13 protein-coding genes are annotated in these 12,956 nt (G+C 44.4%); 2 read left to right on the top strand and 11 right to left on the bottom strand.

All coding sequences use genetic code 11. The features are described from left to right. Positions 1-8 precede the first annotated feature (8 nt). The 3 genes from CP943_RS10900 to CP943_RS10910 are packed head-to-tail and all read right to left on the bottom strand — an operon-like array spanning position 9 to position 2,917. Positions 9-1,304: a TRAP transporter large permease gene (locus CP943_RS10900; protein ID WP_023857530.1), complete on the bottom strand. Its 1,296-nt coding sequence runs from the start codon at positions 1,302-1,304 to the stop codon at positions 9-11. Positions 1,305-1,342: 38 nt separating this feature from the next. Continuing rightward, complete coding sequence (locus CP943_RS10905) at positions 1,343-1,858, bottom strand: TRAP transporter small permease (RefSeq protein ID WP_035338686.1); 516 nt, start codon at positions 1,856-1,858, stop codon at positions 1,343-1,345. Positions 1,859-1,912: 54 nt separating this feature from the next. Beyond that, positions 1,913-2,917: a TRAP transporter substrate-binding protein gene (locus CP943_RS10910; protein ID WP_025810020.1), complete on the bottom strand. Its 1,005-nt coding sequence runs from the start codon at positions 2,915-2,917 to the stop codon at positions 1,913-1,915. 465 nt (positions 2,918-3,382) lie between these two features. On the opposite strand from CP943_RS10910, the gene CP943_RS10915 reads away from it, so the two are divergent. Continuing rightward, a complete protein-coding gene (locus CP943_RS10915) occupies positions 3,383-4,393 on the top strand; it encodes a LacI family DNA-binding transcriptional regulator (RefSeq protein WP_023857527.1) in 1,011 nt (336 codons plus the stop codon). A gap of 255 nt (positions 4,394-4,648) precedes the next feature. Here the strand turns inward: CP943_RS10915 and arsC are convergent, their stop codons facing one another. The 4 genes from arsC to CP943_RS10935 form a co-directional block, all read right to left on the bottom strand. Then, complete coding sequence (gene arsC, locus CP943_RS10920; RefSeq protein ID WP_023857526.1) at positions 4,649-5,068, bottom strand: arsenate reductase (thioredoxin); 420 nt, start codon at positions 5,066-5,068, stop codon at positions 4,649-4,651. Between the two features lie 22 nt (positions 5,069-5,090). Beyond that, complete coding sequence (locus CP943_RS10925) at positions 5,091-6,386, bottom strand: arsenic transporter (protein ID WP_105980996.1); 1,296 nt, start codon at positions 6,384-6,386, stop codon at positions 5,091-5,093. Between the two features lie 122 nt (positions 6,387-6,508). Further along, positions 6,509-6,856 carry an ArsR/SmtB family transcription factor gene (locus CP943_RS10930; RefSeq protein WP_105980997.1) on the bottom strand — a complete coding sequence of 116 codons (348 nt, stop codon included), beginning with the start codon at positions 6,854-6,856 and terminating at the stop codon, positions 6,509-6,511. A 207-nt stretch (positions 6,857-7,063) separates the two neighbouring features. Next, on the bottom strand, positions 7,064-7,657 hold the full coding sequence (locus CP943_RS10935; RefSeq protein WP_020451677.1) for a YdeI/OmpD-associated family protein: 594 nt from the start codon (positions 7,655-7,657) through the stop codon (positions 7,064-7,066). A 123-nt stretch (positions 7,658-7,780) separates the two neighbouring features. Here CP943_RS10935 and CP943_RS10940 point away from each other — a divergent pair, with 123 nt between their 5' ends. Then, a complete protein-coding gene (locus CP943_RS10940; protein WP_023857522.1) occupies positions 7,781-8,506 on the top strand; it encodes an endonuclease/exonuclease/phosphatase family protein in 726 nt (241 codons plus the stop codon). Positions 8,507-8,528: 22 nt separating this feature from the next. Here CP943_RS10940 and CP943_RS10945 read toward each other — a convergent pair whose 3' ends face one another. The 4 genes from CP943_RS10945 to pflA all read right to left on the bottom strand — a co-directional run bounded on the left by CP943_RS10945 (position 8,529) and on the right by pflA (position 12,928). Further along, positions 8,529-9,386: a RhaT/GlcU family sugar-proton symporter gene (locus tag CP943_RS10945; RefSeq protein ID WP_020451679.1), complete on the bottom strand. Its 858-nt coding sequence runs from the start codon at positions 9,384-9,386 to the stop codon at positions 8,529-8,531. A gap of 140 nt (positions 9,387-9,526) precedes the next feature. Continuing rightward, on the bottom strand, positions 9,527-10,720 hold the full coding sequence (locus tag CP943_RS10950; protein ID WP_373367296.1) for a glycoside hydrolase family 10-like protein: 1,194 nt from the start codon (positions 10,718-10,720) through the stop codon (positions 9,527-9,529). 91 nt (positions 10,721-10,811) lie between these two features. After that, on the bottom strand, positions 10,812-12,014 hold the full coding sequence (locus tag CP943_RS10955) for a DHH family phosphoesterase (RefSeq protein WP_075213316.1): 1,203 nt from the start codon (positions 12,012-12,014) through the stop codon (positions 10,812-10,814). Positions 12,015-12,169: 155 nt separating this feature from the next. Further along, entirely contained in the window at positions 12,170-12,928 is a 759-nt protein-coding gene (gene pflA, locus CP943_RS10960; RefSeq protein ID WP_026579623.1) for a pyruvate formate-lyase-activating protein, read from the bottom strand. Between the last annotated feature and the right edge of the window lie 28 nt (positions 12,929-12,956).

The following is a 12,956-nucleotide window of genomic DNA, read 5'->3' on the forward strand; positions in this document are numbered from 1 at the left end:
CTCCTGTCTTAAAGTCCAAATAATTGAGGCAGCATTAAGCTGATTTGTGGAATGTAGGTAACAATTAAAAGGACGATCATGATCGCAGCATAAAATGGCAGAATCGGTTTAACCACTCGTTCAATATCAACTTTACCTATGCTGCAGCCCACAAACAGAGCACTTCCCACAGGAGGAGTGATATTGCCGATACAAAGGTTAAATACAATCATAATTCCAAAATGCACGGGATCCATGCCAAAGCTTTGAACAATTGGCAGAAAGATTGGAGTGAAAATTAATACAGCCGGAGTGATGTCCATAAATGTACCGATTATTAATAAGATGATATTCATCAACAGCAAGATCAAAATTGGGTTATCTGTAATCCCTAGAATTCCATTGCTGATTGCCGTCGGTATGCCTGTAAACGCCATGACCAATGAGAGCATCGTTGATGTCCCAACCAAAAACATAATAACGGCTGTGATTTCTACCGTTTCCAGCAGCATTTGGGGGAGCTGTTTCCATTTCAATGTCCTATAAAAGTGCGATAACAATAAGGAATAAGCCACCGCTATTGCCGCTCCTTCAGTTGCTGTAAAAACACCGGCGATAATACCCCCGATTACGATTACAATGAGCAACAGGCTTGGAATCGCATCGAGCAGCACTTTAAAACCTTGACTAATCGTAATTTTTGGCGCAACAGGGTACTTTTTCTTTTTTGCAATCATACAGGCGACAACCATCGTAGCCAGCCCCCACAAGATTCCGGGCAAATAGCCCGCCATAAATAAAGCGGCTACAGATGTTCCGCCGCTGACTAATGAGAAAATGATCAAAAGACCGCTAGGCGGAATAAGCAAACCAGTTGGTGCAGAAGCAATATTTACTGCGGCAGAGTAAGTCCGGTCATATCCTTCTTTTTCTTGCAGCGGCGACATGACCCCGCCGATTGCCGCCGCAGCAGCTACAGACGAACCGGAAATGGAACCGAATAACATGTTTCCGACAACATTTGTATGGGCCAGAGAACCGGGCAGCCTGCCGCTGATCAATTTTGCGAAGTTAATGAGCCGCATTGCAATACCGCCATTATTCATAATAATGCCTGATAAAATGAAGAACGGTACCGCTAATAAAGCAAAGCTGTCGATTCCAGTGACCATTTTTTGCGCCGAAGTGAAAATGGCAACATCAAAAGGAAAAATGGTAAGCATTGTTACAATGGATGCCGCCGCAATACTTACAGAAATCGGAACGCCGAGAAACAACAATATGAAGAATACTGCCGATAAAATGAGACCTGCTGCTATGGCCATATCATTTCACCTCTTTTTTAGTTTTCAAAAAGCCTCAGTCACATCTTTGCTGCTTTTTTTACATCATCACCTGACTTTTGTTTTGAATTGAATTCATGTAAAAATTCATATAAACCGGCCAAGTTGTATCCAATGATGAGTATGCCTGCAACAGGAAGTGATAGATAAACAAATCCCACCGGTATCCCTAATGCTGCTGAAGATTGCTCCATTGTGGTGATCACTGCTTTCGAACCTCCTAAGACCAACACAATCAGAGCAAAAGCAATCAAAAGAATCTGAATGAAAGTATGAACGAAAACAGCTGCTTTTATTGGAAGTTTTCGAACGATAAATTCAATCGCCAAGTGCTTTTTTTTCCAAAATGCATAGGCACCGCCCAACATAGAGATCCATATCAGTGAATAGCGTAAAAATTCTTCTGAAAACGTACTGGGAGAATTTAGTACATATCGCGTAAATACTTGCCATATCGCAACCAAAACCATGATGGCCATTAGTGTGCAAGTCAAACATTCAATCGCTTTATTCACTGCTTTTTTTAAAGCTAGCATATACATCCCCCCTTATCGAAACATATTCGAGTCCCTCATTCATCCAGAGTCATTTTACTTTTTTAGCTTTCGCACAATTTTCCTATAGTATTTTCCGATCAATTCTTTTTTGGCAAACTCATCATGAAGCGGGCTTACCGCTTCCCGGAATGGAGTCTTGTCTGGTTTGTGGAACTTCACTCCCATTTCCTTTGCCTTCTTAACCGCATTTTCAGTTTCTTCAGCCCAAACGATTTTGTGATACTCAGTAGATTCTTTCGCCGCTTCGATCACCGCATGCTGCTGCTCTTCGCTTAATTGATCCTTTTTGTCCAAATTCATGATTAAAATATCCGGAACGATCGCATGTTCTGAGTATGAATATTCTTTTGCCACTTCCCCGTGATTGCTGCTTGTTAAAGCCATTTCGTTGTTTTCGGTGCCATCGATTACACTTGACTGCAATGCTGTATACACTTCTCCATAAGCCATTGGAGTAGGTGCTCCACCCATGAGTTCCACCATTCGAATCGCTGTAGCACTCGGCTGCACCCGAATTTTTAAACCTTTAAGGTCATTTGGGTGCATAATCGGTTTGTTCTTTGTGTAAAAGTTCCGTGAACCGGCATCATAGTAGGTTAATCCAATAAAACCTATGTTTTTCGTTGTATCATACATTTCTTTTGCAATATCACTGTCCATGGCTTCATAAAAATGATGTTTGCTGTCAAATAAATAAGGCAGGCTGAAGATGGAGTAGACCTCTGAAAAACTTTCTAAAGCGCTCGCACTTACTTTAGCCAGATCGACAGCCCCGGTTTGTGTCAATTCAATCACTTCACGCTCTGAACCGAGCTGAGCATTTGGATACAATTGCACTTTAACGGTGCCATTGGTTTTCTTTTCTACGTCTTTTGAAAATTTGAGTAAAGACTTGTGGATGGGGTGCTCCTCATTATGGTTGTGAGCAAGCCGTAACGTTACGGTTTTATCGGCGCCTATTACATCGCTGCTTTTACATCCCGTAAGCATCCCAAAGATTAAAGCGCATACAAAAAACACGGATAGCATTTTTCTCATGAACTACCCTCCTTGAATCTCATGACCGTTGCTTTCTAAGCAATGATTGATTGCGATTCATGATTTCTTTCATCGTCATATTTTTTTGATAGCGTTTACAATTTCGCTCAAATAGTGAACGAATAGGTAAAATTTTTGCATTGTATGTTTCGGTTTATCCCCTGAATACCGTTTCCGATGATGTTCAGTAACAATTTGTGTAATATTTTAGCGGCGCAAGACATTAGATGATCGTCTTTCTCACACTTCCCCTCCTTTATGTAAAGTTTAACAACGTTGTTAAAAATCAACGCTGCTTCATGATCCGAAAACCCTTTTAACAACGTTGTTATTTTATTCGGAAGATGTATATGATTGTTATTTTATAATGTATCATTTATAATAACAACGTTGTTATTTATTATCATAAAATCATTTTCGAAAATTTGCAATATTATATTTTTAAGGATTTTTTGGAGGTCCAAAATGACTGTAACTATTAAAGACATCGCCCACGCTTCCGGAGTAAGCTATTCAACAGTCTCAAAGGCTTTAAGAAACAGCCCTCTTGTAAAACCGGATACAAAGAAAAAGGTCTTGCAAGTTGCCGAACAATTAGGGTATACTCCGAATTTTGCAGCGAGAAGCTTGGCATCTAAAAAAAGTCAAACGATCGGACTTGTCTGGCCTACAATTGAAAGAATCGCTTTATCGGCACTTGTTACAAAAATAAATGAAGTGGTCGAAAAGAACAGCTATTCAATGATTTTATCCGTTAACAGAGCTAAAGAGGCAGTGGAATTGTTCAAGAGTTTTCGCGTGGATGGGATCATGATTTTTGAAGAAGGCGGCGAAACTCAGCTCAGTGATGATACTGGATTAACGATTCCTATCTTATCTTACGGAGTGTCAGGTGAACATACACATCCTATTATCGATGTCAATCATAAAAAAGCAATTTACAAAGCCGTTGCGTATCTGTATCAACTTGGCCACAAAAACATTAGCTACGTCGGCGACCTTTCCCCTGCCGATAAGCGTCAGATTGAAAAAAGCAAAGGGTTTGAAGAGGTTATGATGGAAGCCGGTTTAAAGTTAAGTCGAAACAGTATTTTAAATACTAATGGGTTAAGCTGGTATAACGGTTACACCGCTGCGAAAAAACTGTTACAACAAACCTCAAAACCTACAGCTATTATTAGCGGAAGCTACGATATCAGTGTAGGGATTTTACGAGCCGTAAAGGAACAACAGCTCAGCATACCCGAAGACCTATCTTTAATTTCTTATGATAATATTCCTCAAATGGCAAGCCTTGAAACCCCGCTGACGAGCGTAGGGGTTCCAATCGATCAATTGGCTCACAAAATGGTCGATTCTCTGCTGTCTCTTATTCGTGAGCCGGGCTCAATACCATTAACTCAAAAAATGGACCCTGAATTAAACGTCAGAATGTCATGCGCTTCTCCAGCAGTTTTAGGTAAAGAAAACAATTAACATTTAAAACGAGTCTTTCAGGTCATCTTTTCTTATTAAAGTGAAAAATCCCCGGCCTGGGGGTTTTTTAGTGTTTGCCGGGAATCCCTTGGTACTCATTCAGCCTCTGGCAATGGATCTTACAGAATTTCTCGGTAAATTGATTTTTGAATTTTTACATAAACGGCCGCATGCCTTTTGGTACGTTCTTTCTTTATCAAAAATAGATGTTTCTAAAAAATACAAAGCTCAGGTAACAATACCTGAGCTTTGTATTTATTCGCCTGTCTCCGCAAAACGCTTGACCCGCTCTCCAATTTCATCGCGTACACGCTGAAAGAATGCCCATTTTTCTTCTTCTGTCCCTTCTGCTTTGGCGGGATCGTCAAAACCCCAATGCTCGCGCTTGACGTGCGGCGGTGTCATCGGGCATTTATCAGCCGCGTCCCCGCACAGCGTAATGACGAGGTCTGCGTTGTGTAAGATATCGGGATCAATGATATCGGACGTCTGCTCAGAAATATCGATGCCTGCTTCTCGCATGGCTTTGACCGCGTTCGGGTTTAAACCGTGCGCTTCAATCCCTGCACTGTAGACGTTCCACTCGTCTCCGAGGTGTTTCTTCGCCCAGCCCTCAGCCATTTGGCTGCGGCAGGAGTTGCCTGTGCATAAAAAATAGATGGTCTTTTTTGACATTGGTCATCGTCTCCTATCATGTTTAATGGATGATCAACAGCCACACATAAAGTCCGGCAAGCGTGATGAACAGGGTTGGAATGGTCAAAATGACACCTGTTTTAAAATAGGTTCCCCAAGAAATCTTTACGCCTTTCAGTGAAAGGACGTGAAGCCACAATAGCGTCGCCAAGGAGCCGATTGGCGTGATTTTCGGACCGAGATCAGAGCCGATGACATTAGCGTAAATCAGCGCTTCTCTGAGAATCCCGTGTGTGTCGGTATTGTGAATCGCAAGCGCATCAATCATCACCGTCGGCATATTGTTCATAAGTGAAGACAGAATGGCTGCGATAAAGCCCATTCCGATTGTTCCGATAAACAGCCCTTGATCGCTGACGGTCTGGATGACCTGTGAGAGAATATCTGTTAAGCCGGCATTTCTTAAACCATATACCACGACGTACATCCCGATTGAGAAGAAAACGATCGCCCAAGGCGCTCCCTTCAGCACTTTCTTCGTTTGTACCGCGGGGCTGTTTTTCGCTGTGAATAAGAAAATGACGGCGATCGCACCTGCGATGATTGAGACGGGGATTGAAAACAGTTCGCTGATAAAGTAACCGGCCAACAGAACGGCTAATATGAGCCATGACAAGCGGAATATTTTCCTGTCTCTAATCGCTTCCGCCGGCTGTTTTACATTTGTCATGTCATAATGCCGCGGAATGCTTTTTTTGAAAAACAAAAAAAGCACGATCATGCTTGCAATAAGCGAAAACAGGTTTGGAACAATCATTCTTGTTGCATATTCGATAAATCCGATGTTGAAAAAGTCGGCTGAGACAATATTGACAAGGTTGCTGACAACAAGCGGCAGCGATGTCGTATCCGCGATAAATCCGCTTGCGATAATAAAAGGAAAAACGAGCTTTTCTTGAAAATGTAACGCGCGTACCATGGCAAGCACAATCGGCGTCAAAATTAAAGCTGCTCCGTCATTGGCAAACAGAGCCGCTACTACGGCTCCGAGCAGGGAAACATAGACGAACATCCGAATGCTGTTTCCTTTCGCTGCCTTGGCCATGTGCAGGGCGGCCCACTCGAAAAATCCGATTTCATCAAGAATCAGGGAGATGATGATGATCGCGACAAAAGTTAAAGTCGCATTCCATACGATTCCCGTCACATCTAATACATCCTGAAAATTGACGACTCCGCTGATGAAAGCCAGCGCCGCACCTCCGCAGGCCGACCAGCCGATGGATAGATTTTTCGGCTGCCAAATGACAAGCGTGAGGGTCAGAAGAAAAATCAAAATGGCCAAGACCGTCGTCATCGCGTGTACGCCTCCTTCATAGGTTTCCTCTCCGGACAAATCTTATAATAAAATTATTATATAAGTCAATGTTTATATGAAAAGTGAAATGAAAAAGAGGGAACCGTCCTCCCTCTGCTTTTTTATTGGCACGAAACGGGTATTTCTTTTCTTTTAATGGTTTGGAGAACCTCATCGTGTTCATCGATCTGATTGAGAATGGCAAGGACCAATTCGCGCTCCGGAAAGTCGTCATGAAGCGAATAAAAACGCCATTGCTCCCTTCTTTCTTCCTTGATCATATTTGCACTTTTCAGCTTTCGTAAATGCTGGCTTATGGCGGGCTGGCTTGTTTCAAACATATCGACAAGCTGGCAGACGCAATATGGTTTCTCCTGGAGCAGTTTCAGAATCAAGAGCCGGGTAGAATCGCTCAATATCTTCATGCAGCTCACCGTGCTTTTCGAATCAAGCTTCGTTTGTACGGTCATGACCTTCCCTCCAATCTTAGGCGCATTGCAGCTGGTATATTGCATCCATTATATAAATGTCTTTTTATATAATCAAGCGGTGATCATCAAGGTATGGATCTCGTGCCATTCGAAAAATTGAGCGGCCCTTCACTAATCAATTCACCGCTTCTTCGGCCATATGGTTATGATTCGCCTCTCTCATGAAAACGGTAGTTGCGAAATAGACTAGTCATTCAATCCCTTTCCATCAAGAATTTGCTTTGTATATTTTTCAATCCTCGATTCTCGGGTTTTGGATTGTTTTGGTTTAGAAAAATAAAGAATATATGCTCTTTGCCGTCCCGGCGTCAATTCTTCAAACGCCGTTTTTAAAGCTGGGATTTCAGCGAATTTTTTTTGAAGCTCTTCTGGAATCGTATATTCCGCAGCCTTTTTAAACTCTACTTCAAGACCGGCTTTTTCCACTTCAATCGCTTCATTGATGTAAGCTTTCAAGATGGTTTCCATTTCAGCTATTTCTTGTACATTGGTGAATCGAATCTGCCGCGCGGCTTGTACATTCTCCGTCTGCTGGATAAGAATCCCGTTGGGGTCCTTTAACAAGGCGCCTTTATGAAACAAGAGCGCACAATATTCTTTAAATCCATGGATTAATACGATGTTTTTATTCTCGAACGTATAGCAAGGATGCTTCCACTTGAAATCTTCGTTCAGCTCACAGTCAAGAACGATTTGACGCAGCTTCTCAAACTCTCCCTTCCACTTCTCGGCTTTGCTTAAAAATTCATCAACCTTTGGATTCGTTCTGCTATTTGTCATCAAGGAACACTCCTCTTTATATCATAATGTCATTTTAACCTAATCTCGCTCCGCCGACAGCAGAAATATTTTAATCGTTCCGGAGGTACAATATGCTTAGCTTAAAGAAGAGGCGGGTTGATTATGAAATTTGGCATCATGACATTTAATATTCATCATGGAAAAGGAAGGGACCGTCGCGTTGATTTAGAGAGAACAGCCGGTGTGATCGCCGAGAGCGGCTGCGACATCGTCGGCCTTAATGAAGTAGATCAGCATTTCTCCAATAGAAGCGATTACGAAGACCAAATCGGCTCGTTAGCAGAACAATTGAACATGCACTATGCGTACTGCCCCTCCCTTTCATTGAGTTCCGGTGATTCTTCAGTGAACAGGCAATACGGGAACGCTCTCTTAACGCGTTTTCCGATTGTGAAAGAACGGCATCATTCATTCAACTTTGTCAAAGGGCTGATCGAAGGAAGGTCTCTTCTTGAGGCTGATGTCCGGATCGGTGATCGGCTCCTTCGCGTTTTTGTTACGCATTTGAGCCTGAATCCGTGGCTTCACGGCAAGCAGACGGATTTTTTAATCGAGAGGGTTCAAGAGAGTGATCTGCCTGTGATCGTCATGGGAGACTTTAATATGAAACCTCATTCACGGGGGTGGAAAAAGGTCGCGGAAAAACTGGCCGACCTGTGGGATGAAAGACAATACGGACAGGGGTTCACCCACCCTTCGCACCGCCCGAGACGACGCTTGGACTACATCTTCCTCAGCCGGTCTTTTCATGTGTCAGTGGCTGAAGTTGTCGCCGTTGATCCGAACGCTTCCGACCACCTGCCGCTTAAGGGCATTGTCACATATTAAAGGACGGCTTGAGAAGCCGTCCTTAAGCTTTTGCAATGCCCAGCAAAACGCCGGCTGCGACGATTAATATAATGCCGATGGCGATACCGATCAGCTGCCGCTTCGTTTTCTTTTCGCCGAGCAAAATAATGCCGCCGAGCGTTGAGATGACGATTCCCATCTGCGATAGCGAAAAACTGGTCGCTACGCCGACCCGCGGCTGGGAAATGAATAAAAACATGTTTCCGGCTGCCCAAATTAAACCTGGAATGATATTTTTGATGACGTAAAAATTAAACGGCTTATGCCTGAATGTCAAGATCAAGCCGCCGGCTACCATGCCGATAGCCTGAGGAAAAAGAGCCGCCCAGCCGCTGACATCGAAAAGCCGTACGACGACGACATACACGAGATAGCCGAATGTGGAAATGAGCAAAATCACGATTCCCTTTTTCATGTCGCCGGTTTTTTCCTCAGATTTTTGGCTGCGGTCTTCCAGTGATGTCAGCACGATTCCCACGATGATGAAAATCAGCGCCAGAATCCCGAGAACAATCGAGATTGTTGTCGCCCACTCGCGAAAAACAAGCACGCCGAACAAAGAAGTGGATACAAGCTGAAGTCCCGTTGAGATCGGCATCGTTTTAGACACGCCGATCAACTTGATGCTTTTCAGCTGGTTGGTCTGGCCGAGCGCCCAAAATAGTCCGGAGACGACGCCGACGGCAAATATACGGGGAGATAATTCAGGCTGGACGACAAAGTAGATTCCGATTGAAAAAATTAAAGCGCCGAATGTCGTACCGAGCACCTGGCTGTACGGTCCGCCCCCAAGCTTTACATTAAAGAGCACAATGCTTCCCCAGAAAATCGCTGGTAAAATCGCTAAGAAAATGTCCATTTGATGTAAACCTTTCTTTCCTTGTTTTTATCTATTAAGGTGCTCTATTCATGCGATTTTTAACACAAAAAATCCATTTTGAACATTGTCAAAATGGATTGGTACTGTTACCGGCGGCCGTATCACTAAAATATCAGTTTTCACTGTTTGCTGTTTACGCTGTCAAGCCAAGGCATACCGGGAATAGCTGCCGGTTTTTTGTACAAGTCCTGGATCAGCCTGTCTTTTATGCCGAGCGGGTTCCGGTTTAAATCTTTCAGGCTGAAATGGATGCTTCCCATCACCATTGAGTCGCGGTTTAAGGCGATCTGTCGCGGATATTCTTCAGGGTCTGACCAGGCGGGATCTGAGTTTTGATTGATTTTATAGGCTGCTTGTCCGATGTATAAATGAACGGGGCGTTGGCTGACTTCATTTTTCCACCAGTCTACTAAAATGTCGTAGGAAGCCGGGGCAAAGCCGATGCTCCAGTAGATTTGCGGGGCGATGTAATCGATGTATCCCTGCCTGATCCATTCCCTCGTGTCAGCATAAAGGTCGTCATAGTTTGTCATTCCGGCGGCTGTATTCGATCCCGTCGGATCATCTGCTATATTGCGCCATACACCAAAGGGGCTGATTCCAAATTTGACCGATGCTCTTTCTTTTTTGACGGCGGCGTTGATCTGTTTGACAAGCTGGTTGACGTTGTCCCTCCGCCAATCTTCAATATTTGAAAAACGGTCCTTTCCATATTGTTCATACGTGCTCAAGTCGGGAAATTCGACGCCCGCAATTTTATACGGATAAAAATAGTCATCCATGTGAACGGCGTCGACTTGGTAATTCTTGACGACCTCTGCTATGCCTTGGACAATGAATTCCTGTGCCTCAGGAATGCCGGGATTGTAATACAGCTGTCTGCCGTAGGCAACGACCCAATCGGGGTGCATTCTAGCCGGGTGATCCTGTGAGAGCCTGTTCAAATCCGTATGATTCATCGTGATCCGATAAGGGTTGAACCATGCATGAAATTCAAGCTTTCTCCGGTGGGTTTCTTCGAGCAAAAATGACAGCGGATCGTAGCCGGGGTCTTTTCCTTGAACGCCTGTTAAGTATTCCGACCACGGCCCGTATGCGGAAGGGTAAAACGCATCCGCCGCCGGCTTAATTTGAACGACAACTGCGTTCATCCCCATGGCTGTCACAGCATCCAAAAGCTTCACATATTCTGTTTTTTGCTCTTCGATTGTCAGCCCTTTTTTCGAAGGCCAGTCAATGTTTGTGACGGTGGCGATCCACACGGCCCGAAATTCTTTTGTTTCGCAGCTTGTGTTCTTTTCTTTCATGAACATCTCCCCTTTTGGAAAAATCGGAACTTTCTGTTATTATATGCCGGCTGTTCTTTTTTGTATATAAAAAAACAGGCCAAGACTGTCGAAGTCTTTAGCCTGTCGTTTGGATCGCCTGTTTCACCTGCTGCATCAAATATTGGACAAATGCTTCATCCCTTGCGAGCCATGCAGCATAATTTCTTTTAATAAACCGTTCTGCCTCTTCGAATGAAGTAAATGTCTCATGCTGAGTTACGCCGTTTAATTGAATGTTCCAGCCGTGTTCTCCAGGAAAGAGAAAAAACTGGTCTTCGTCCCTGTTGATATAAAGGCTGCCGTTGTCCGACTCTTTTACATTATAGACGTTTTTAAAGGCATCCGCTCTCAAGGGCTCCAGCGGAAACGGTTCAGTCACATACAGCTTGAATGCTTCATCTGTCAGCGGGCACCCCGCTGCCTTGGCATGGCCGCCTCCGCCGAACGTGCCGGCGATTTCTGATACATCTGTTTCATCATGGATGGTGCGAAGGCTCACTTTTTTGCCGCCCATATTTAAGATGGCGATATAGTCAAGGTGCGGATACGTTTTTCCGAGTTCGTTCCCTACTTCGGAATGATAGGATTCCGCATGCACGATGCCGACGCAGTGTGCATTGATGAAGGTCTGAACGATTTCCCGCCGTTTCCTGCGGATATACCGTTCAATTTTTTCTTCTTCCATATCCAAGATTTTTTCTTCGAATTCATCAAATGAAAACGCGTCGCTTTCTTTAAGGCGCCGGACCATTTTTTCCTCAAATTCGTCAATGGAGACCATAAAAAACAGGTCATTCAGGCGCTTTGCTTCGAGCGCGTCCGTCTGTTCCCATTCCCATGTATCATAGAGGCGTACGAGTTCGACGAACTGATCCATCGCTTTTGTCTCTTGAATATAGCCGTTGTCTATTAAGTATTCATAAAAAAGAGAAGTCGCTGAAGCGAGCCTGCCGTCCTCATATTGAACTTTTACCATGCCCCAAGAGCGTTCATTCAAATGAAGCGCAGTTTTGTGGTGGTCGATGAGTTTGACCTTTCCGCCCGCTTCAGCATATTGGTCCAGCCTTTCTTCATTTTCTTGATGAACGGACAAGTCCGTAATAAACAGGCCTTCATGCTGTTTTTCTTTTCCTTTTGTCCGTTCCAAAAAACGTCCGACTTGCATATCAAGTCCGGTGACCGAATTGTAGCGGACCTCGACCCGTTCGCCAAAGGCCACCTTTGCGAGAATTCCGCAGCCGACTCCGTCCAAGTCGTTGTGAGAATACAAATGATACATGCTTCCCGCCCACCTTGCTGTTTTATTGTCGGCCTGCCGCAGCAGGCGCATCTTTCTCATCTTACTATTGTAAAAAAAGGGATTTTTTATACGGTTGTGCGGTAAGACAAAAAGGACAGCTTTTTGTTGGAAAAAGTCTGTCCGGTTAAAAGGGTTTATGTTTCTTGCAGCATGGCTCCGCCTTGCAAGTGGGCGGTGAGTAGTCTGTATGCGTTTTCGGCCCTGGCGGCACTTGGCGGTTCAACCCCTTTTAATGGATAATCCAGGCCAAGCGCTTCCCACTTGTAGACGCCGAGTTTGTGATAAGGAAGAACCTCCACCTTCTGAACGTTCGCCAGTGTGCCGATAAACGTGCCGAGGGCTGCTAAATCGTCATCGATATCAGAGATCCCCGGAACCAGTACATGGCGGATCCAGACGGGGACTTGATGATCAGCGAGAAACCGGGCAAAATCCAATATGTGGTCATTCGGCATTCCTGTCAGGTTGATATGTTTTTTCCTGTTGATATGCTTGAGATCAAGCAAAACAAGGTCTGTATACTGGATCAGCTCTTTGATCTGCTCTTGAAATGCCGGCGCCGCCGAATAGCATCCGCCGGACGAATCGAGCGCCGTGTGTATGCCATGGCTTTTACAGGCTTTGAACAGCTCGATTAAAAATGGCAGTTGTAAAAGCGGTTCGCCTCCGCTAACGGTGATGCCTCCGCCTGATGATTGAATAAACGGGAGATATTGCTGGACATCCTGAACGATTTCGGAAACCGTCATTTGTTTTCCGGTTCCGATTTCCCATGTATCAGCATTATGGCAAAATTGACAGCGCATCAGGCAGCCTTGTGTGAAGACGACATATCTGATGCCCGGACCGTCAACGGTGCCGAATGTTTCGATTGAATGAATATTTCCATCCATGATGAAGATCACCTCTTTTTATGGGGCG

This window comes from Bacillus paralicheniformis (genome assembly GCF_002993925.1).
Lineage (GTDB): Bacteria > Bacillota > Bacilli > Bacillales > Bacillaceae > Bacillus > Bacillus paralicheniformis.